Annotated in this window: 16 protein-coding genes and 1 pseudogene; 11 read left to right on the plus strand and 6 right to left on the minus strand. The window is 64.3% G+C overall.

Features of this window, described 5'->3' with window-relative positions; all coding sequences use genetic code 11:
- Window positions 1-1,008: a UDP-glucose 4-epimerase GalE gene (gene galE / locus HYT87_12010; GenBank protein ID MBI2060486.1), complete on the plus strand. Its 1,008-nt coding sequence runs from the start codon at window positions 1-3 to the stop codon at window positions 1,006-1,008.
- Window positions 1,009-1,279: 271 nt separating this feature from the next.
- Here the strand turns inward: galE and HYT87_12015 are convergent, their stop codons facing one another.
- The 6 genes from HYT87_12015 to HYT87_12040 all read right to left on the minus strand — a co-directional run bounded on the left by HYT87_12015 (window position 1,280) and on the right by HYT87_12040 (window position 8,912).
- A complete protein-coding gene (locus HYT87_12015; GenBank protein ID MBI2060487.1) occupies window positions 1,280-2,821 on the minus strand; it encodes an oligosaccharide flippase family protein in 1,542 nt (513 codons plus the stop codon).
- Window positions 2,800-3,849: a glycosyltransferase family 2 protein gene (locus HYT87_12020; GenBank protein ID MBI2060488.1), complete on the minus strand. Its 1,050-nt coding sequence runs from the start codon at window positions 3,847-3,849 to the stop codon at window positions 2,800-2,802. Before HYT87_12020 ends, HYT87_12015 begins: the two co-directional genes overlap by 22 nt.
- Before the next feature lie 5 nt (window positions 3,850-3,854).
- Window positions 3,855-4,901, minus strand: coding sequence for a glycosyltransferase (locus tag HYT87_12025; protein ID MBI2060489.1), 1,047 nt, complete (start codon window positions 4,899-4,901; stop codon window positions 3,855-3,857).
- Window positions 4,902-4,910: 9 nt separating this feature from the next.
- Complete coding sequence (locus HYT87_12030) at window positions 4,911-5,993, minus strand: glycosyltransferase (GenBank protein MBI2060490.1); 1,083 nt, start codon at window positions 5,991-5,993, stop codon at window positions 4,911-4,913.
- 66 nt (window positions 5,994-6,059) lie between these two features.
- On the minus strand, window positions 6,060-7,106 hold the full coding sequence (locus HYT87_12035; GenBank protein MBI2060491.1) for a class I SAM-dependent methyltransferase: 1,047 nt from the start codon (window positions 7,104-7,106) through the stop codon (window positions 6,060-6,062).
- An 18-nt stretch (window positions 7,107-7,124) separates the two neighbouring features.
- A complete protein-coding gene (locus HYT87_12040) occupies window positions 7,125-8,912 on the minus strand; it encodes a hypothetical protein (protein ID MBI2060492.1) in 1,788 nt (595 codons plus the stop codon).
- Between HYT87_12040 and HYT87_12045 the strand changes: the two genes are divergently transcribed.
- The 10 genes and pseudogenes from HYT87_12045 to HYT87_12090 all read left to right on the plus strand — a co-directional run bounded on the left by HYT87_12045 (window position 8,911) and on the right by HYT87_12090 (window position 20,650).
- A complete protein-coding gene (locus HYT87_12045; GenBank protein MBI2060493.1) occupies window positions 8,911-11,118 on the plus strand; it encodes a glycosyltransferase in 2,208 nt (735 codons plus the stop codon). The genes HYT87_12040 and HYT87_12045 overlap by 2 nt on opposite strands.
- 692 nt (window positions 11,119-11,810) lie before the next feature.
- The gene (locus HYT87_12050) at window positions 11,811-12,818 is read left to right on the plus strand and encodes a class I SAM-dependent methyltransferase (GenBank protein ID MBI2060494.1); all 1,008 of its coding nucleotides are present in this window, start codon (window positions 11,811-11,813) and stop codon (window positions 12,816-12,818) included.
- 75 nt (window positions 12,819-12,893) lie between these two features.
- Window positions 12,894-13,604, plus strand: coding sequence for a glycosyltransferase family 2 protein (locus HYT87_12055; protein MBI2060495.1), 711 nt, complete (start codon window positions 12,894-12,896; stop codon window positions 13,602-13,604).
- Window positions 13,601-14,248: a class I SAM-dependent methyltransferase gene (locus HYT87_12060; GenBank protein MBI2060496.1), complete on the plus strand. Its 648-nt coding sequence runs from the start codon at window positions 13,601-13,603 to the stop codon at window positions 14,246-14,248. The genes HYT87_12055 and HYT87_12060 overlap by 4 nt, the downstream gene beginning before the upstream one ends.
- A gap of 39 nt (window positions 14,249-14,287) precedes the next feature.
- Window positions 14,288-15,865 carry a glycosyltransferase family 39 protein gene (locus HYT87_12065; protein MBI2060497.1) on the plus strand — a complete coding sequence of 526 codons (1,578 nt, stop codon included), beginning with the start codon at window positions 14,288-14,290 and terminating at the stop codon, window positions 15,863-15,865.
- Window positions 15,865-16,770: a class I SAM-dependent methyltransferase gene (locus tag HYT87_12070; protein MBI2060498.1), complete on the plus strand. Its 906-nt coding sequence runs from the start codon at window positions 15,865-15,867 to the stop codon at window positions 16,768-16,770. The genes HYT87_12065 and HYT87_12070 overlap by 1 nt, the downstream gene beginning before the upstream one ends.
- A 73-nt stretch (window positions 16,771-16,843) precedes the next feature.
- Complete coding sequence (locus HYT87_12075; protein ID MBI2060499.1) at window positions 16,844-17,827, plus strand: glycosyltransferase; 984 nt, start codon at window positions 16,844-16,846, stop codon at window positions 17,825-17,827.
- A 6-nt stretch (window positions 17,828-17,833) separates the two neighbouring features.
- Window positions 17,834-19,073: pseudogene (locus HYT87_12080) on the plus strand (class I SAM-dependent methyltransferase).
- 91 nt (window positions 19,074-19,164) lie between these two features.
- A complete protein-coding gene (locus HYT87_12085) occupies window positions 19,165-19,623 on the plus strand; it encodes a dTDP-4-dehydrorhamnose 3,5-epimerase family protein (protein MBI2060500.1) in 459 nt (152 codons plus the stop codon).
- Window positions 19,624-19,639: 16 nt separating this feature from the next.
- A complete protein-coding gene (locus tag HYT87_12090; GenBank protein MBI2060501.1) occupies window positions 19,640-20,650 on the plus strand; it encodes an NAD-dependent epimerase/dehydratase family protein in 1,011 nt (336 codons plus the stop codon).
- The last annotated feature ends 9 nt before the right edge of the window (window positions 20,651-20,659 follow it).

Genomic DNA, 20,659 nt, shown 5'->3' on the forward strand with positions numbered 1-20,659 from the left:
ATGACCCAACCGCGCGCGATCCTGGTCACCGGTGGAGCGGGGTATATCGGGAGCCACACCGTCAAGATGCTTCACCGGAGCGGGACCGTTCCCGTCGTGCTCGACAATCTCCTCACGGGCCATCGCTGGGCCCTGCGCTACGGGCGTTTCATCAAAGGGGATCTCCAGGACGCCAAGCGGACCCTCCGGATCCTCGGCGAAGTCCGGCCGTGGGCGGTCCTGCACTTCGCCGCCTCGGCGGAAGTGGAAGGCTCCATGCGCGACCCCCACAGCTACTTCGGCAACAACGTTCTGTCCACCTTGAATCTCCTCGCGGCCATGCGGGCCGTCCGATGCCGGCTCCTGGTTTTCTCCTCCAGCGCGGCCGTCTACGGAGCCCCCGGCCGGCGGCCCCTCTCCGAAAGCGATGCCTGCCGCCCGATCAATCCCTACGGAGAGAGCAAGCTCATGTGCGAGCGGATGATTCATTGGTGCTCCCAGGCGGACGACCTGAAGTACGTTTCCTTCCGCTACTTCAACGCGGCCGGGGCGGACCCCGACGGTGAACTGGGCGAGATCCACCGCCCGGAGAAGCACCTCATCCCCTGCATCCTGCGCGCAGCCGCCGGCATCGACCGGAAGTTCCACCTCTACGGCACCCGTCACCCGACCCGAGACGGCACCTGCGTAAGAGATTTCCTCCACGTCTCGGACGTTGCGCAGGCCCACATCCGCGCGATCGGCTACCTCGCGGATGGAGGCCAGAGCATGGAAATGAATCTGGGCACCGGGAAGGGAACCACGGTCCGGGAAATCATCGATCTCGCCGCCCGCGTCACCGGAAGGCGCATCCGCCCGGTGGAGGCTCCCGCCCGCCGCGGCGATCCTCCGATTCTGGTTGCCGACTGCTCCCGGGCGCGCAAGGTGCTCGGGTTCACCCCTCGCTACGTCGATCCGGAACCGATGATCCGTTCCGCATGGGATTGGTTTCGGAACACCGGAATCCGCTACGCGCGCGCCGGCCAATAGCCTATCCCAAGTCGAGTAGGGGAGCATCTTCAGATGCTCCCTCCCGTCGGGAGGGTCTGAAGACCCTCCCCTACGCATGATGACCAACATAAACCTTTCAAGAAATGGCAAAAGTAGGGAAGCATCTTCAGATGCTCCCTCTTGTCGGGAGGGTCTGAAGACCCCCCCTACGCATGATGACCAACATAAACCTTTCAAGAAATGGCAAAAGTCGATCTCACAGCGAACCGAATCCATCTCAGCGCAGGATTGGCCCTGCGCGCCGGCGGCCCTACCGAGGCGGTTCTCCTCCACCTGCGCGTCCCCTTCGGGCCACTTCGGCCAGCCAGGACTTCAACGCGTCCCGGTCGGTTTCATCCAGCATCATCGACCACGCGATCTTGGAGTAGAGGGCCAGAAAACCCGTTGCCATGGCGATCTCGCCGACGGCGCCGGCGTGCGGCATCAGCCTCCGCAGCGCCGCGAATCCGGCGGCCGCGAGCAAGGCCAACAGGAAGCCCGCCCCGAATACCTTCCCGAGAAACCCGAGAACCGGCGCGCGAACCTGCCGACAGGACAATACCCACAGGATCGCCGCATCCAGCGCCACGCGCCCTCCATAGGCCCACGCGGCTCCTTCGATTCCCCTCAGTCGCACCAGACCATACGCGGCCGGCAGGTAGAGAACCACTTCCACCAAGTAGGCCTTCGCGATCAAGTCCGGCCGGTTGACGGCTTGGAGCACCGTAGACGAGCTCCAAGCCGACACATTGACCAGTGTCGCGCACGCCAGAATCACCAGCACCCTCGAACTTCGCGCCGCAAAATCTCCCCCCATCCACCACCCCAGGATTTCCGACGCAAAGGAAGCCACCAGCACGATGATCGGCGTGATATAGACGACCAAGTGCCGGCCCACCCGCGCGTGCAGATCCCGCACCCGCTCGCCGCGCCCCTGGCCGTCCAGTTCGCTCACCGCCGGAAACAACACGCCCGTCAGGGCTTGCGGAAGGAACCACGTGGCGGACAACGCATTGAACGGCACGGAGTAGTACGTCAGGGCGCCGACCGACCATACCTTGGAGACCACCAGTTTTTCGAAATGCGTCAGGAAGGGGCCTATGAAACTTGGCACGGAACTCCACAAACCGAAGACCATCAGTTTGCGCAGGACGGGCGCCCAGGACCCCCCCGCGCCGGCCCACCCCGTCATGCGAAGCATCACGGCATAGGAAACGGCCACGGATACCCCCTGCACGGCAATCTGAGCCTCCATGACCGCCCCGATCCGGCCCCCGAGGTGCAGAACCGCCAACGCCGCGACGATGCGCAGCGTACCGAAGGTCGAAGTCAGAAGATTCGAGATACCGAATTTCTGGAGCCCTTTGAGGGTCGACTGGGGAACCTGCTCCAACATCGCCAGCCCGAAGGTCACCGCGGCGCACCGGAAAACCAGCCGCACCGTGGCCGGGTTCGCATCGCCGGCCTTCACCAGCCACACGCTCAGCATCGGGGTCAGGAGAACGATCAGCGCCGCTCCCAGCGCAGCCACGCCGAGGTAGAACACCGACGACGCCGACACAATCCGCCGCAGTTCGAGACGGTCCGGGTCGGTCCTCTTCTCGGCCACGAATTTCTGCGTGGCCATGACCACCCCCACATCCAGGAACGAAAAGTAGGCGCCCAGGATCCCCGCGAGCGTGAACAGGCCGTACTCGCGCTCGCCCAACTGATGGACGATGTACGGCGTCGCCAGGAGGGATAGGACAATAGACCATCCCCTGCCCAGGAGGTTGTAGACGGCGCCGGTGATCAGCCGGAAGGAGGTCCGCACGCACCCTCCCGTTCCCCGCCGCCCCTGACCAGTCGCTCTTCGCCGTAGCGCCGGATGGGCTTGACCCGGCCGAACATGAAATCCCGCGCCAGGTCCCTCCGGCAGCGCGCCGCTCGCAACGCGCTCACACCACGAGGCTGGGCGTCCATGGGGGGGAACAGTCTCAGCCGCAACGCCTCGAGGGCGAAAGTCAGGAAAAGAACAACCTGGTAGAACTTGACGGACCACAGGGGCCGATGGTTCGAGAGAATCACATACAGATTGTGGTACGCGAACCATTCGGTTTCCGGGAAGCCGACGTACTGGCGGCTCGATGCGCCGCTGACGTGAGCCACGGACACCTCGTGGAAGAAGACCGTGCCCCATCCCGCCTGGGCGGCCCGCCAGCACAGGTCCCAGTCCTCATTGCCGTGGAACGTGGCCTCCGTGAGCAGGCCGATATCCTCAAAGACCCGGCGCCTCACCAGCATGCACGATCCCCCCAGCCAATCCACACGGAGCGTTTCGTCGAACCCGAAATGTCGTTCGAGGAGGAGGCGCCCTCGGAGGCGCTTCGGCAGCAGGCGGTGGAGCCGGAGCGCGATGAAGATCTCGCGCCAGGCGCTGTGGAAGCGGAACACCGACGGCTGTAGGCGCCCGTCGGGATACACCATGCGCGGGCCCAGAATCCCGATCTCCGGTTGCGACCGCAGGCAAGCCATCATCCGGTCGATCCCTTCCCGGCCCACCCTTGCATCCGGATTCAAGAGCAGCACGAATTCCCCCGACGCCATCCGGAGCGCCTGATTGTTGCCCCTGCCGAAGCCGACATTCCCGCCGGATCGGACAAGCCGGACCTTCGGGAATTCCCTCTCCACCATGTCCGCGCTGCCGTCCGAGGAGGCATTGTCCACAACGATGATCTCATGCGAGCACCCCGGGGGATCCGTTCCCAAAACCTTCAGAGATTCCCGCAACAGATCGCGGGTCTCAAAACTCACCATAATGACGCTCAGCTCAAGGGACACCGGCTGCATGGGGTTCTCCACTCGCCCTATCCGCGCCCGGTCTTGTCGCGACTCAGCTTCATGGGAGGGGCGCCCGCGCGAAGCTGTCCGAGGCAGACCACTTCCCCGGCCAGCACTCCCAAATCCGCCGCCAATTTCGCGAAAGGGTACAGGAAGAACGTCGCCTTCCGCCGGACAAATCGATAGAGCCGCCTCACGGAGAGCAGAGCGCCCCCGTAGTAAAGGAGGACGAGGGCCGCCGCACCCGGCCATCCAAGCCCCACAACCAAGGCACACGCCGCCGCGCTCCGGAAAAGAAGGAGCCGGTGCCCCTTCCAAAAGAGCGCCTCGAATCGGCCGTGCCCCATGAAGTAATGCCGCGCAAGGTAGTCCCGCTTCTGTCGGGCGAAATACGTCTTCCACAAGCGCGCCACCGTGGCCCTCGGCTCATGGTACATGATCGCCTTCGGGTTGAAGGCCAGCGCGTACTTCCCTCCGACCTCGCAGGCCATGAAGAAATCCTCCCCCTGCCCGCGGAGGATCTTGGTATCTTCCGGATAGCGAAACTCCCTGAAGACCGCGCTCCGGTAGGCATGGTTCGATCCGGACAATACGACGGTGGGCACAATGGCGTCCGCACTCTCATCCGCCAGGCGCCGCAGGCCGCTCCCCGGAATGCCCAACAGTTCCTGCGTCTCAAGCCAGGCGGAGGATTCCTGGCAACGCACCAGCCCGCCGGCGCCGTACACGGCCGGGTCTTGGAAGGGGCGGACGATTTCCCGCAGCCAGCGGGGGTCCGGCACTTCGTCGTCATCGCAAAAGGCCACCAGGTCCACCCGATTCAGATCGACGTGAGACACGCCGACGTTGCGGGCGTACCCCAGGCCCAGATGTTTTCTGGGAATCGCGACATACCGCACTCCCGCGACCGGCCCGGCCTGGGACCCTTCCTCCTCCACCACGATAACCTCGTATCGATCCCGCGGATACTCCAGCCGCCGGACGTGATCGACGGCGGTCAACAAACCGGCATGCCGGTCCTTGGAACAAATGATGATGGCCGCCGTCGGAAGGGTCGTCGGTTCCGGCTGCATCGCATCCATTCAGGGCAAACTCACGCGCGCGCGCGCCGTCTCCAGGATCTGCCCCAGCCGCGCCCGTGACGTGTGTTCCCGGAGCGTGCGTTCGTGCGCCCGCCGGGCCATGTCCACTCTCTGGGACTCGTGCCGGAGGTAGTACTCCACCTTCGAAACGAGGGTTTCCGGCGTGTCGTAAACATCCACTTCCTCGCCGACTCTGAAGAGTCGTCGAATCTGAACGCAATCGTCCGTGAGCAGGAACGCCCCGCACGCCGTGACCTCGAAAGGCCGCATGGGCAGGCCTTGATAGGCCCCCCCCCGTCCGTACAACCCATGGACGTTCACCACGATCTTCGAAGCCGCGTAGATTCGTTCCATCTCCCAGGCTTCAATCCAACGATCCTCAAGGCACTTCGACGTCTCCGGCTCCCGGCCCTTCCAGTCTTCGCCGCCCATGGAAGCGCTTCCCCAAATCCTGAATCGAACGGGCCGGCGCGCCAAGTGGCGGAACAGATCCAGCCGATTGGGCCTCAGGATGCCCACGAACGCCACGTCGCTCTCGTAACGGCGGCGTTCCTCTTCGGAGAGGGTGACAGGGTGGAATTGCTCGGGGTCCACGTTGTTCGGAGCCGTCGCCACGTGGCCGGCGCGCAGGGGAAACTCCCGCAAGACCTCGATCTCATCCAGAATGAAGAACAGGTCGAAATGGGGCGCCAGCCGTTCCGCCAGCGCCCGCAGCTCCGGCTCATAGAGGGGCTCGCCGAAGTAGCATGCCGTGGGAATCTTGAGTTTCTCGCGCGCCGATTGGAGCGCGTCCGGATGGATCATGGATCCCTTGACCACGAGGATCAGATCCGGTCGGAACGCCTCGATTTCGTCCAGGAAGGCCCCGCTGGTCGCCGCGGTCTGGAGTCGATGCACGAACTTGAATCGGCCGGGCCGGGGAATCACTTTCTTGATCAACGTCTTGATCGCAACGAGCGGGCCGGTCGTCAGATGCCGGTCGCTCATGTGGTCGAAGAACCGCACCTCGTGCCCCATGGCCTCCAGGGCCTTTCGATGGCCGAAACCGGTGTAGTGCGGAAAATCGGCCAGAAGAATTTTCATGCCGGTGCTTGGACTCCTCTCGGCGGCCAAGCATACCGTTCGACCGCTTCCCCCGCAATCGGGAACTCAGCCGGAGCTCGCCGGCGGCGCGAAGCTCTTGCGGGCCACCAGGCAGATCTCTTCGCCCGCGCCGGGAAACAGGGGTCGCGCCAAGCCCTCCGCCCCCTGGACAAGCCGGCCGACGACGAGGCTTGCCATCCAAACCGCCCCGCCCTCGATTCCAAACCGGTCCCGGAACCACGCTCGCGCCGAGACCGCGGAGAAGCCCGAAGCGAGCCTGGAGGAGGTGGCCAGGGTCTCCACGCTCAATCGCGCTTTCTCGACCAGGGCCGCGAGAGCCCGCGGCGTGAAGGTCCACAGGTGTCGGGGCGGATCCAAGCCCGGCCAAAAGGGACCGAACCAGCGATGGCCGAGACCGCCACCGTTGGGAACGGCGATTCGAATCGTCCCTCCGGGGACAAGAAGAACCTCGGCCCTCCGGAAAAATTCCAGCGGATCCGTCATGTGCTCGACGGCGTGATTGGAGGTGATCACGTGGTAGGCGGCGGGACCGGCATCCAGCTCTTGCAAGTTCGCCAGAACGGAAAGCCCTCGGGCCCGGGCGATCCCGGCGGCTTCCGCGTCCGGTTCCACACCCGTCACCGCCCAGCCCAGACCGCGCATTACTTCCAAGTACCGGCCGTTCCCACAACCGACATCCAGCAGTCTCCCGCCGGGCGCAAACGGCGGGAAGAGTACGCCCAAGCGGTGGGTGGCCCTGCTTCGAAAGGACGGGACGAGAGACAGGAGTCGACCCATGGCGCGAGAGCCGGCCCACGACGAATCAGCCGGGTAGCCGAACCGCGAATGAAGAATCCAGGATCGAACCCGGTCCCGAAGCCCCCGCAGGGAGTATGACGGGGGTGGCGGCCCCGCGGAGGCGGAGTGGGTATAGAAAGCGGCGGTGTACGCGTTGGCGAGCTGCTCCGGGTCGAGTTGCGGATGCTGCCATATCAGACCGCAACGAGGGCAGGCGTGGTAGTCGGCGCGCACCGACGTGCCATACATCCGGTCCGGCAGCGCCGTGTACAGCGCCTCTCCCTTCGATCCGCACGCGATGCAGTCAGTCGCCACCGGCTCCACCGAGGTTCGTCACTTGGCCCCCTCTGCCGGCGGCACATCGTACAACACAAACCCCTGGCTCCGAGCCGCCTCGGGCAGCCGAAGCTCCCAGTCCGAATGACAGAGAATCTGACTGAAGCCGAAGGACGCGGCGAGTTCCGCCCACTGTTCGGGAGAACGCGCCTCGAAGACCCGGCGGCCGGAATCGTCCACGAGCTGGCCGGCCCGGCTTTTCCGAATCTCCTCGGGCGGATCCAAGAGGTCGATGCCGTAGATCTCGCGCAGAATCCGCGCCGTGGCCGGCCCTGCCCGCGGTGTGTAGGGAAGCCCGTTCAGCCGGCCCCCGTCCAGCACCATGGGCCTCCGAGTATGGACTTGGATGAGGCTGATGCTCGAGCACGTGAGGATCAACCCTTGCGATCCTCGTGCCGCCGCCAGGGCGGGGTCCCGGGCGATCTCCTGGAAGGACGCGTTGTTCGGCCCGGAGGCGGCGTACGTGTCCCAACCCGCCGCGGAGACGGCCACAACGCCCAGCAGGACCAGAGAAGCTCGCGCTCCAAGAGACACCCATCGGTGCGCCCCCTCCCCCCACGCCCTTTCAGCTCGGTCCGCCGCCACGGAGAGCCGCGCGGGCCGGGTTGCGCCGAACCTGACGAGTCCGTACAGCCCCGCCGACAAGGCGGCGGTCAGCATGAAATACGCCGGACGGAGCCGGAGGAGGACGAACAAGATGAACGTGGCGCAGATGGCTTGCGAGCGCCAATCCTTCCGGTCGCCGCCGGCCAATCCCAGCACGAGCAAGGGACAGGCCAGCGTCCCCAGGTTCAAGAACCGTGACGGGATGGTCGTGACCACCAGCCGCACGAACCGATTCTCAGGCGGGAGCCAGTAGAATGCGGAGAGCATCGCGGCGAGGACGCCGCTGACCGCGAGGAAACGCAGGAAGAAGCGCGTGGGCTGCGCGCCCCCCCCCCGGGGCCGATGGATGGCCAGGAGGCTGAGGACGACCGCCATCCCCACCGCAGGGGTGACATTTGAAAGCGGGGGGAAGCGCCGCCGGTGGTTGTCCCAATGCAGGATGAAAGCGCCGGCGTAGTCGGCCGGGTCGGCCGGGATAACAACCGCCGCGGGCCCCGCGTGCCGGTAGAGATGGAGGAGGAGACTGGCCACCGATACGGCCAGTCCGGCCCCCCCCCACAGGAGGGCTTTTCGTTGGATGCCTGGGATAAGGGAACGGTCCCAGACCAGGCTCGCGGCCAGGCTCAAAACGAGAAACGCGCCGTGGGTCGGATGGATGGAAAGGAGAAGCCCCGCGAGAAAGGCGCCCGCTCCCCACCGTCCCATCCCCATGAGGCCTGCCGCGGCAAACGTGAGCATGAGCCCGATCAAGCCGTAGCCGCCGGGGCCTCCGAAAAGCCAGATGTGATAGGTGAACGCGTTGAAATCGGGGCCGGCCAGGTGAAGAATGAACGGCGCCGCCAGGGCCATCAGGGGCGGAGCCTCCAGGGCGAGGACCGTGATGGTGATGGAGGAATAGACGGTGGCGCCGATGAATCCGCTCAATATCCTGGAAAGGAGCTTCTCGCCGGCGCCGAGCCTCAGCCCCAATTCCGCCGCTTGGGTCACGATCGTCCACGCTTCGCCTTGGATGATCCCCGTGGGGTCGGAAGGCCCGTATCGCACGAGACCTGCGGCGCCCTGCGCGTCTTCCACCGCATACTGCCAACCGGGGTATCCCCAACCTCCAATCACCCATCCGATCAGGGCGGACGCCAGGATCCAGCGCGCGCGTCGAGGACGATGAGGAGTGGACATCATGTGGCGCATTCTGTCTACCACCCGCCTGTTCGGCGCGTCAATTCCCGCCGTTGTTCTTGACCGGATGCGCGCTCTTGGGCAAGATCAGCTTCGCCATGAGCAGGATGAGAGGCCCTTCAGCGACGGTGAGAGTGCGTCCCCATACAAGATGAGTCAGCCCTGGGTCTCGGTGGCCATCCCCTCATGGAATGGTCGCGCCCTTCTGGAGTCCAACCTGCCCGCGGTGCTGGAAGGATGCGCAACCTTGAGCGCGGGCTGCGAGGTTCTCGTGGGAGACGACGGCGGCGCGGATGGAACCCGCGAGTGGCTCCAACACGCTTTCCCGAGCGTCGGATGCCTGCGATCCGATTCCCATCGGGGTTTCTCGGCCACGTGCAACATGCTGGCCCGGGCGGCCCGAGGCCGACTGCTTTATCTCCTGAACAACGACGCGCGCCCCGAAGCCCGCTGGCTTCAACCCTTGCTCCCCTATTTCGACGACGAGCGCGTTTTTGCCGTGGGCGGGATGGAGATCCCGTCCTCCCCGAAGGCCACGCTCAGCTACCCCCGCATGTGGTCTCGGCTGGGAATCCATTACTCGCGCTACGACGAGGCGCCCTTTCCCATGCGGGGCGGCTTCCCGATCTGTTTCGTCTCCGCCGGCCACTCGTGTTTTCGTCGATCCATGTTCCTCGACCTCGGCGGCTTCGACGAACGTTTCAGCCCGTTCTACTTCGAAGACCATGACCTCTGCATGCGGGCGCGGGGAAGAGGGTGGAAAATACTGATGGACCCGGCCAGCCGCGTGTTCCATGCGCACCAGGGCACGATCGGTACAAACTACCCCTCCGCCGTGGTCAAGGCGATCCACTGGAAGAACCGCTTCGTCCTTTCGCGTCTGCGATACTCCGGCGCATGGCCGGCGTTTTTGCGCGCGGTGGGCATACCGATCTTCCTGGCGCAGTCGATTTTTCGGTGGCGGTGGGAGGCCGTTCGAGGGTATGCCCAGTCGCGGCAGGTTTCGATCCCTCCCGATCGCGCCCCCACGCCGGAACGCCGCCCGCGTTCCGCAAAACGCATGCCCCGGTGGCCCGGCCCCCCGCCCTTGCGCGCGCTCGCCGTTCATCAGTCCGCCATCATCGGGGGGGCGGAACATAGCATCGAACTGTGGGTCACCCACGCCCCGGATTGGTTGAGGTTTACCGTGGTGCTCGGCGATGAGGGACCCCTCGCGGAGCGTCTTCGACGCGCCGGCGTGGCCGTGGAGATTCTCCCCTTTCCTCCCCTTCGAAGCGCGCAAGGACTCCGCATCCTCGGATGCGTCGGACGCCTCGCCCAACTGGCCCGGCGCGAGCGGGCCGTGCTCATCCATTCCAACACCCCCCGCACCAACCTCATCGCCGCTCCGGCCGCCCGTCTCGCCGGAGTCCCCGTCATCTGGCATGCCCGAAATCTCATCTACGGCCAAATGCGGGACACCGACCGCCTTTTCTCGCGCCTGCCCCATCGCATCCTCGCCATTTCAAAAGCCGTCGAGAGTCGTTTCCATCGGAACGGGACATGCCCCCCCCACGTGGAAACGGTGGTCCACGGCGTCGACACCGCCCGGTTCTCACCCGACGTGTCGCCCGCGGTCTTCCGCCTGGAGCATGGCCTGCGCGAAAACGATCTTGCCGTGGGACTGGTGGGCCGTATCGGCGTCGGGAAGGGCCACGATCTTTTCCTCCAATCGATCCGGCGGTTCCTCGATCGCGGCGGCCGGGGCCGTTTCTTCATCGTCGGGGGAGCCCAAACGGAGGCCGAGGAGACGATTGAACGCCGGGCCCGCCAACTGAGCCGTACACTCCAAGTCGATCCTGCGGTCACCTTCACGGGCTTTCGAGAGGACATGCCGGCCGTCATGGCGGGGTTGGACGTGGTCGCCCTCTGCACGGAGGCCGAACCCCTGGGCCGGGTGGTTCTGGAGGCGATGGCCTCGGGGCGGCCCGTCGTGGCCTCCCGCTCGGGAGGCGTGACGGAGCTGGTCGAACCGGGCGTGACCGGCCTGATGTTCGACCCGGGCAGCCCCGATGCGCTTGCGGAAGCCCTGCTCCAATTGGCCGCCGGCCCGGAGCTGCGCGCCCGATTCGGCCGGGCCGCCAGGGAAAGAGCCGTCAGCCGCTTCTCCCTTGATCGGCACGTGTCCCGCATGGCCCAGATCTACTGGGAAACGATCACTTCCCCCTAGTACCGCTTCCCTCTCGCGGGGGGGGGGCACCCAACGGGTGGAAGGCTTCGTAGCGTCCGGCTTCATGCCGGACGTTTTTCGCCCGATGTACCTGCCGCAGGAAGCGGCGGTACCACGCAATGTTGCCCTGCCAGGAAGGCAGGGCGATCGACCGTGGTAAAATCGGGCGCTACTTTTGCCATTTTGTGAAAGGTTTATGTTGGTCCTTATGCGTTGGGGAGGGTCTTCAGACCCTCCTGACAAGAGGGAGCATCTGAAGATGCTCCCCTACGAGGAGCCCGAACACGGGAGGTTAGCAAGTCGTAGGGGCGGATCTTTAGATCCGCCCGTATTGGGAGCATCTGAAGATGCTCCCCTACGAATCGCTTGAGCGGTGTCTGAAGAAACCTTCCCATCCGAGCGAGATTCTGAGCATGGAAAAATAGCAGTAGTCGAGCTAAGATGGCCCCATGAACGATCTTGTCGCAATCCTCACTGCGCGATACGGGAACGACGGCCGCGTTCTTGCCGTCTACCTCTACTGGGAGCGGCTTGCCCGTCGCGTCGCCGTTCGCCGCGTCACTCCCTCCATGGGTTGATCGACCGCTTCTGACAAGGAAAACAGCGCTGACCCTTTTTCTCGAAAACGCCGCCGGATTCCGGAACATCCTCGTCCACGGAAGTGACCCCATGTCCGTGTACTCGGAACGGCCGTGAAGGAATCGCTGCGCCTGATGGACGTCGCCTGCGACTTGTGCGGGGGGGATCGATCGCGTCCGATTCTGAAGGTCCGGGAGTTCATTCTGGGCAGCGGAAGCTCCTTCTCGGTTGCGCGCTGCGCCGGATGCGGTCATGTCTTCACGAATCCCCGCCCCCGCGACAAGGATCTGGCCCGATTCTATCCGCCTTCCTACTGGACGGCCGCCGTCGGGCGGCGTGATCTCGAAACGTTCAAGATCGGAGGTGAACGTTGGAGATCGGTCATGGCACGAAGGTCAGCCTTTCTCTTGAGCCGTGTGGCTCGCGGGCGCCTTCTCGAGATCGGGAGCGGCGACGGCCTGTTCCTCATGTTCATGAGAGAGAAAGGCTGGGAGGTGGAAGGGATCGAGCCGGGAAAGGAAGCCTGGAGGTTTGCGACGAAGTCTCTGGGCCTCAACATCCGGAACCGGCCCATCGATCGCGTGGACTTGGAGTCCGAGGCGTACGATGCGGTCTGGATTCATCACGCGCTTGAACACCTGCCGAGCCCCACCCATGTGATCTCCCTGGCGGTGAAATCCCTCCGCCGCGGGGGACTCCTGGGAATCACCGTGCCGAATTTCGACAGTTTCGATCGAAGGGTCTTCGGCCCCGGCTGGATCGGCCTGGATGTGCCTGTTCACCTCCACCACTTCACGCCCAGGACTTTGGAGGGATTATTGGATCGCGCCGGCCTTGCGATCGAAGAACGGCGTTTTGTGTCCAACGATCATCGCTGGCCCATGTTCTACTCCGATTCACTGAGGCGGCGTCTCGCCTACTGGGGGCTTTACCACCCGGAGCCAAAAACCGGCGCCGGGGACATCACGGGCGAAGATCGAACGGACATGTTCGATTCAGGGGGCGCCTTGAGGCGATGGGCCCATCACGCGGAGTATGGCCTTTTTCGGGGTGTCGGCGCCGTGATGGATCGGATCGGCTGCGGTTCAAGTTTGGCCGTCCTCGCCAGGAAAACCGGCTGAAGGCGCTTCGATTCACCCCCGCTCCCCGAACGCAATGGACTTCAAGAAGGGGCTGGGGTAGCATGACCCCTAGCCATGTTTGAGGGCCAATCGCTCAGCGTCGTCCTGCCGGCCTTCAACGAAGTGCAGAACATTCGAACCTCCATCGAACATTTCCTCGCGCACCCTGCCGTCGATGAGGTCATCGCCGTCGACAACCGTTCCACCGACGGCACCAAGGAGGCTATTCTGGCCACGCGCGCCAAGTACGTGTTCGAAGCCCGGCAGGGTTTCGGCGCGGCGCTGATGAAAGGGCTGGAGGAATCCACCGGGGACCTCATCGTTCAGTCGGAACCCGACGGAACTTTCGCCGCGGGGGATCTGGACAAGCTCCTCCTCTACCAACGGGAGTTCGACGTCGTTTTCGGCACGCGGACATCCAAGTCGTGCATCTGGAGCGGCGCCCACATGCCGTGGCTCTTGCGCACGGGCAACTGGATCGTGGCCAAGCTGTTGCAATTCCTCCACAACGGTCCGAGCCTGACGGATGTGGGCTGCACGTACAGACTCCTCAAGCGGCCCGTCTACCGGGAGATCAGACCCCATCTGCGCGTTCAGGGGTCCCATTTCAACGTGGACATGATGATCCTGGCCATTCGGATGAAGGCCAAGTGCGTGGAAATTCCCGTTCACTACGGGCCCCGCATCGGCGAATCCAAGATCACGGGAGATAACCTTCGGGCGCTGGCCGTAGGTCTCCGCATGATTCTTCTGATCCTCCGATACCGGCTTCGGTCCTTTCGATGACCTCTTCACCGGGCTATTTTCAAGCCCATCTCAGACCTTCCAAATCTCGATCGAAATCCTGGCCGGCCATCGTGGCCTATCTCGCCCGGTGGGTGCCCCCCTCCGCGCGTGTCCTTGAAGTGGGCGCCGGCTACTGCGAATTCATCAACCGAATTCCGGCCCGGAAACGTTGCGCCCTCGACATATCGGACGAGGTTCGACGGCACGCCGGGCCCGGAGTCGACGTCGTGGTGGCGGACCTCTCCCGATGCCAGGCGTTCGAACCGGCAGGTTTCGAGGCGATCTTCGCGAGCAATCTTTTCGAACATCTCGATCCCGAAGCCGTGGAACGGGCCCTCCGGTGGACCCTCGACCGGCTGGCGCCGGGCGGGCGCCTGATCTGCATGCAGCCGAATTTCCGCTACGCATACCGGTTCTACTTCGACGACTACACCCATCGGTCGGTCTACTCCCACGTCAGCTTCCCGGCGCTCCTGAGAGCCGCCGGATTCGGCATCGTTCACCTCGAGAAACGGTTCCTTCCCTATTCGCATGAATGCGTCCCCCTGGCCGTCCCGCGGTTCCTCGTCTCGCTTTACCTGCGGTCTCCCTGGCGTCCCTTTGCCCACCAGATGCTCGTCATCGCGGAAAAACCGGGGGCCTGAGCGCCCCGCGGCTGGCGCGCGCCGGTGCGGAAGGGTAGGATGGGAACGCCTCGCATGAACGGCTCCAAGCGTCCTCTCCTGCTGTTGATCCTCATCGCCCTCGCGGGCCTGGGTCTGCGGCTGGCTTTGACCCTGACCTCCCAACGCACCCTGGGCGGCGACGAGGCCGTATTCGGCCTGATGGCCAAACACATTCTCACCCGACACGACTTCCCGATCTATTGCTGGCGGCTCCAATACTCCTCCGCCCTGGTCTCCTACCTCGGCGCCGCCGCTTTCCAGCTCTTTGGAATGTCAGGCATCGTGCTCAGGCTGACCACGTTGCCGTGGGCCGTGCTGTCCATTGTGGCCGCGTATTACCTCGGGAGAAAAGGATGGGGCCCCAGGGGGGGAATCCTCGCGGCCCTCTTCGCCTGCGTTCCACCCCTCTACGTTTCCAGTCATACGATCCTCCCGGTGGGAGGCTACCCGGAGGTCCAGTGCTTCGGTCCGCTCGTTCTTCTTCTCGCCCTCAGGCTGGCGGACGAGCCCCCTGAGGCGAAATCCGCCCTGCTTTGGAGCGCCGGATTCGGATTCCTTTGCGGGTTCACGCTGTGGGCCTCCCATCTTGCCCTTCCCTACGTCGCCGCCGCAGGCATCTTCCTGATACTCACCCGCCGCCGAATCTTCCGCCCGACGAACGCGGCGGCCATGGTTGCGGCATCGGCCGTCGGCGGCGCACCCATCCTGATCTACAACTTGACCCAGCATTTCGGTTCCTTCATGAAATTGGGCGGGATGGCCCTCCACGCCGGGCGAAAAACGCTCGCGGGCGGACCGCCCCTGGAGGTGATCGGGCGCCAGGCGATCGATCGAATCGAGTCGTTTCCGTCGACCCTGGCGGGACTGTTGGACAATGCCATCTCGGTTCTGGGAGGCGCCAATTATGACGGTTCCGCGACTCTGGGCCTGCTCGGAGTTCCCTTGCTCGTCGCCTATTCTTTCCCTCTCTTCTCCATCCTACGAAGACCCGCCGCGCGTCCCGCCGGCCCCGCCGGCCGCGTCCCGTTGCTCCTGATCCTTGTGGCGGCAACCACCCTGGCCTACTACCTGGCCGTCGATCTCTGGAGGGCGCGGCACATCATGCCGCTTTACACCGCCCTGAGTCTTCTCCTGGCCGGCGCGGCCGCCGAATCCTGGCGGCGCGGGAAAAAAGGTCCCACGCTCCTCTGCTCCCTCCTTCTGACGGTGAATCTCGTGGAGAACGGAATGGACATGCGAACTCTTCACGAGGATTTTGATCCCTTGCTCCGGCGGCTGGAAGAGAGGAGGATCGAGTACGCGTATTCGGACTACATGACGGCTTATCCCCTCATCTTTTATTCGAACGAGCGGATTCTGGTTTCTCCCACCCTCCGGGGCGGCGACTTCAACGATCGGAAACCGGAGTACACCCTCCAAGTCCGCTCGGCGCCGGGGGCCGCCTACATCTTCAACGGCGAGAAGGACACCGGCCGCTTCGAGGCCACACTGCGTGGAATGAACGAAACCTACCTCAAGGAAATCGTTCCACCGTTCATCCTGTACCACGGGTTTTCCAGAAACATCCTGCCCGAGGAGATCGGCCTGACCTTCTGATGCCGGAAGAGAAACCGGGCCGGGGTTCAGTCGATCCCGCCTCCTCCATGATGCCGCCCTGTCCCCTGTGCGGGCGCGCCGGGCCGTTCCCCACGTTCGACAGTCACCCGCCGCGCGCTGCGAATCCATGCGTCTACCTCCGGTGCCCATCCTGTGATCTCATCTTCCTGAGCCGGCCCCCGCTCCTGGAAGAAGTGCGCGTCTACTACGACCGCGTCAGCCGCGATCAGGAAGCGAATGTCGAGTTCCATGGGAAAGCGCTCCGGACGGGGCACGGGCTCCTGGAGCGCATTGAATCCAGGATTCCAAAAGGGAGGTTCCTGGACGTGGGCGCGGGACCGGGATACTACGTCGAAGCGGCCGCGCAGAGGGGCTGGGAGGCCTACGGCGTCGATCCGATCGCCGATGATCAAGCCGGCGTGCCGGGCCTGCGCATGTTTCGCGGCACCTTGGAGGAGGCCGGCTATCCCGAAGGGTTCTTCGATGCGTGTCTGATCCAGCAGGCCCTCAGTCACATGTCCGCGCCGACAGCCACGCTCAAGCAGATTTTCCGGAACCTTCGCCGCGGAGGCATATTTCTGATTGTGGCGCCCAATTTCGTCCGAGGCTTCCCCCGCCGGCGGCTGACGGATTGGGAAGATCTCACCCGGGCCAAACATCTCTACGTATTCACCCGATCCACCCTTCGACGGATCGTTGAAAATGCGGGCTTCCGGACGCTATCCGTCAGCTCCGAGCAACCCATCCTCTCCGGTCGGCCCGTGGACGCCCTCCGAAAAGCCGGCTTGAGCCCCCTGGCCGATTGGGTTAAACGCTCCTTCCGGGGCCCGGTCCGCGGGCTCCGAACGTTGGCGGGCCGCCTGGTTCCCGGCCCATGCTCGCTGGTCCTGAGCGAGAAGCCCTGATCCCTCTCCCCCACCCCGCGATCAGGCGCCTCCAAGTTTGAATTCGACGACCCCGTAAGGTATGAAACACCCGATGAAACCTGACCGCGGAGTCAGCGTGATCATCACCAGTTGGAACGGCAGGAGTCTTCTCGAACGATACCTCCCCACGGTGATGGATGCCCTCGCCTCCTACTCGGGTCCGTGGGAAGTGATCGTCGTGGACGACGCGGGTTCGGACGACACGGACACTTGGATCGCGGCCCGGTACCCGAAGATCCGCTTCGAACGACTCTCGGCCAACGTCGGCAATGGTCAGACCATGAACCGCGGGGCGGAGATGGCCCGGCACGAAACGCTCTATTTCCTCGACAATGACGTCGCCGTATCCACCGGCTTTCTCGATCCCCTCCTTCGGCATTTCGAGGACCCCGCCCTGTTCGCCGTGGCCAGCCGATCCATTCCGCGTCCCCCCCAGCCCAAGGGTGAATTCAGCGTGCCGCGGTTCAAGCTCAAGTACGGCATCTTCTGGTACTACTACGACACCCTCCCGGACGCCGAGACCCGCCCCATTTCGACCCTCTTCGCCACGTTCGCCCACTGCGCCGTCTCGCGGACGAAATTCTTCGAATTGGGCGGATTCGATACCCTTTACGGCCGATTCTACCTGGAGGATCTCGACATCTGCTATCGCGCCTGGCGGAAAGGATGGAAGGTCCTCGCCGATCCGCGCAGCGAAGTCCATCACGAAACCGCGGGCACCATCGGAAAGCTGCTCTCGCGCAAACAGATTGAACGGAAGCTGTGGGGCAATCGCTTCCTGTTCACGTGGAAAAACGTCCATGCTCCCGCTTTCTGGCTTCAACACCTCGCGCTCCTTCTCCCGGAGGTGGCTCTTCTGCCATTCACGGGCCGCCTCACCTTCTCGCTCGGATTCATCGACGCCCTCCCCCGCCTCGGAGAGGCCCTCCGGAAGCGGTCCCTGGCCCGCGCGGAGTCGCGTGTCACCGATGCCGACGTGTTGGCCCACCTCGGCCCCTTCACCGCCGATCGACGGACCCCCCCCCCCTCGGTCTGACCCCTCATGGCCGCCTGTCTCTGCTGCGCCGCGCCCCTCGAACCGTTCATGTCCTTCGGCCGGATGCCCATCGCGAACGGATTTCTGACTCCCGATCAATTCGCCTCGGAATACTTTTTCGATCTCCAGGTGGGCTTCTGCGAGGCGTGCGGGATGGTGCAACTCACCGAACGCGTGGATCGAGACAGGATGTTCAATGAATCGTACGCGTTCTACTCCTCGACCTCCTCCCGCATGGCGGCCCATTTCGAAGAGCTCGCCGCCGACGTCCGGACGCGTCACCGACGTCCGGACGCGTCACCTCCGCGCCTCCGATCCGTTCGTGGTCGAGATCGGCAGCAATGACGGGATCATGCTCCGGCATTTTGCGCTCGCCGGAGTCCGACACTTGGGCATCGAACCCTCGGCCAACGTCGCGAAGGCGGCCATGGACAAGGGCATTCATACCGTGTGCCGCTTCTTCGACGAGACACTCGCCCGCGAAATCGTCTCCCAACACGGGCAGGCCGACGCGTTCCTCGGGGCAAACGTCATGTGCCATCTCCCCTACCTCCACTCCGTGGTCGCCGGCATCAAACTGCTCCTCAAGCCCTCCGGGGTCCTGATCTTCGAGGACCCCTACTTGGGCGACATCGTCGAAAAGACCTCCTACGACCAGATCTATGACGAGCACGCCTTCTATTTTTCACTGGCGGCCCTCCGGGCGCTCTTCGACCGTCACGACATGGAAATCGTCGATGTCGCCCCCCAGGACGTCCACGGGGGGTCCATGCGATATGTCGTCGCTCACAAGGGCGCCCGGGAAGCGTCCGCCGGCGTCCGGAATCAGCTCGCCCAGGAGGAGCGCCTGGGACTCGGACGCGCGGACACGTTCCGCAAGCTCCGGTCCAGGATCGAAGAGTCGCGAAACAACCTCGTCAAACTGCTCCGCGACCTTCGCAAACAAGGAAAAAGAATCGTGGGCTATGGGGCCACGTCCAAGAGCACCACCGTCACAAACTATTGCGGGATCACGCCCGATGTCGTGGAATGCATCAGCGACACGACGCCCATCAAGCAGGGCAAGTATTCCCCCGGCGCCCATATCCCGGTCCGGCCCTACCGGGACTTCAGCTCACGCTACCCCGACTACGCGCTCCTCTTCGCCTGGAACCATTCAGGCGAGATCATGGCCAAAGAAGACGGCTTCAAACGGGCGGGCGGGAAGTGGATCGTCTATGTTCCCGAGGTGAAGATTCTCGGATGATTCCCCCTTTTGGCGAAGGATCGGCCCACGGGATGATGAACGATTGCGCCCGGACCCACGGCGCGCTACATTCGGGCTCGGAGCACGGCACATGATCGAAGGAGTCGCCGTCAAGGAACTGGTCACGCATGCGGACGAGCGTGGGTTCTTCAGGGAGATGATACGCGTGACGGACGACTTCTTCCGGGAAGGTTTCGGCCAGTGGAGCGTTTCCCAGATGCATACCGGAGTGATCAAGGCGTGGCACATTCATCGGAAACAAGTGGACTGGTGGTACGTGGGCGCGGGCGTCCTCAAGGTCGCCCTCCACGATCGCCGGGAGTCATCCCCCACCCACGGCCGCACGATGGAACTCCTGATGGGCGACGGTCATCCGCCCCGCGTCGTGCGCATCCCCCCGGGCGTCGCTCACGGCTGCAAGTGCATCGGCGGTCCGGCGCTCCTCTACTACATTACCTCCAGAGCCTATGATCCCGCGGATGAAGGGCGGATTCCCCACGACGATCCTTCCATCGGATACGATTGGCTGAAAGGCCCGGCCATCAAGTAGCCGACACCCGCGGTCGATGACGTCGCCGGCGCCCTCCCTCCCTCCCGATACCTCCGCCTTCTTCACCGGCAAACGTATTCTGATTACCGGCGGCCGGGGTTACATCGCCACCCGCCTCCTGCGGCAGCTCCGGCAGGTCGAGTGCCGCATTCTCCGCCTGGCCCGGCGGGACGGCGAACCGCCCGAGACGGCCTCCCCCTCCGGCGCCGCCACCGTCGTGGACCTCCCGGGCGACGTCCGCGAACCGTCCATTTGGATGAAAGCCCTGGAGGACGTCGAAATCATCTTCCACCTCGCGGCCCAAACGAGTACCTACGTGGCGAACGAAAATCCGGAGGCCGACCACGAGGCGAACGTGGCCCCCATGCTTCGTCTCCTTGAGTCCTGCCGCCGGAGCCGCCTTGCCCCCGTCATCATCTTCTCCGGAACCGTGACGGCGGTCGGGATCCCCCAAACCTTGCCGGTCGACGAAACACACGCGGATCATCCCATTACCGTGTATGATCTGCACAAGCTCATGGCGGAATCGTACCTCAAATACTACTCGGAACAGGGGATCGCCCGAGGCGTGATCCTGCGGCTCTCGAACGTCTACGGCCCCGGTCCCCGCAGCAGCAAGCCCGATCGGGGCATCCTCAACTCGATGGTCCGACGCGCGCTGCAAGGCGAAGCGCTGACCGTTTACGGCGAGGGCAACCTCCTGCGCGACTATGTCTTCGTGGACGACGTGGCTCAGGCCCTCCTCCGGGCCGCGCAGAATGCGGATACACTCGCCGGCCGCCATTTCATTGTCAGCAGCGGGACCGGCCACACCCTGACGCAAGCCGCCGACTGCGTGGCTGCCCGCGTGGCGGCCAAGACCGGCAGAACCGTCCCCGTCCGCCACGTCCCCCCGCCCCATCTTCAATCCCCGATTGAAGCGCGCAACTTCGTAGGCAACCCCAAACGTTTCTCCGATGCCACCGGCTGGGCGCCCGTCACCTCGCTGCCGAACGGCATCGATCACACCATCGAGGCCGCCTTGTGAAATCCCGCC

Source organism: Nitrospirota bacterium (genome assembly GCA_016180645.1).
Lineage (GTDB): Bacteria > JACPQY01 > JACPQY01 > JACPQY01 > JACPQY01 > JACPAV01.

What these genes read in the sequence shown, in the direction of transcription:
- galE (MBI2060486.1), top strand. Translation starts at nt 1, where the DNA reads ATGACCCAACCGCGCGCGATCCTGGTCACCGGTGGAGCGGGGTATATC.
- HYT87_12025 (MBI2060489.1), bottom strand. Translation starts at nt 4,901, where the DNA reads ATGCAGCCGGAACCGACGACCCTTCCGACGGCGGCCATCATCATTTGT.
- HYT87_12030 (MBI2060490.1), bottom strand. Translation starts at nt 5,993, where the DNA reads ATGAAAATTCTTCTGGCCGATTTTCCGCACTACACCGGTTTCGGCCAT.
- HYT87_12045 (MBI2060493.1), top strand. Translation starts at nt 8,911, where the DNA reads ATGTGGCGCATTCTGTCTACCACCCGCCTGTTCGGCGCGTCAATTCCC.
- HYT87_12040 (MBI2060492.1), bottom strand. Translation starts at nt 8,912, where the DNA reads ATGATGTCCACTCCTCATCGTCCTCGACGCGCGCGCTGGATCCTGGCG.
- HYT87_12055 (MBI2060495.1), top strand. Translation starts at nt 12,894, where the DNA reads ATGTTTGAGGGCCAATCGCTCAGCGTCGTCCTGCCGGCCTTCAACGAA.
- HYT87_12060 (MBI2060496.1), top strand. Translation starts at nt 13,601, where the DNA reads ATGACCTCTTCACCGGGCTATTTTCAAGCCCATCTCAGACCTTCCAAA.
- HYT87_12065 (MBI2060497.1), top strand. Translation starts at nt 14,288, where the DNA reads ATGGGAACGCCTCGCATGAACGGCTCCAAGCGTCCTCTCCTGCTGTTG.
- HYT87_12070 (MBI2060498.1), top strand. Translation starts at nt 15,865, where the DNA reads ATGCCGGAAGAGAAACCGGGCCGGGGTTCAGTCGATCCCGCCTCCTCC.
- HYT87_12075 (MBI2060499.1), top strand. Translation starts at nt 16,844, where the DNA reads ATGAAACCTGACCGCGGAGTCAGCGTGATCATCACCAGTTGGAACGGC.
- HYT87_12085 (MBI2060500.1), top strand. Translation starts at nt 19,165, where the DNA reads ATGATCGAAGGAGTCGCCGTCAAGGAACTGGTCACGCATGCGGACGAG.
- HYT87_12090 (MBI2060501.1), top strand. Translation starts at nt 19,640, where the DNA reads ATGACGTCGCCGGCGCCCTCCCTCCCTCCCGATACCTCCGCCTTCTTC.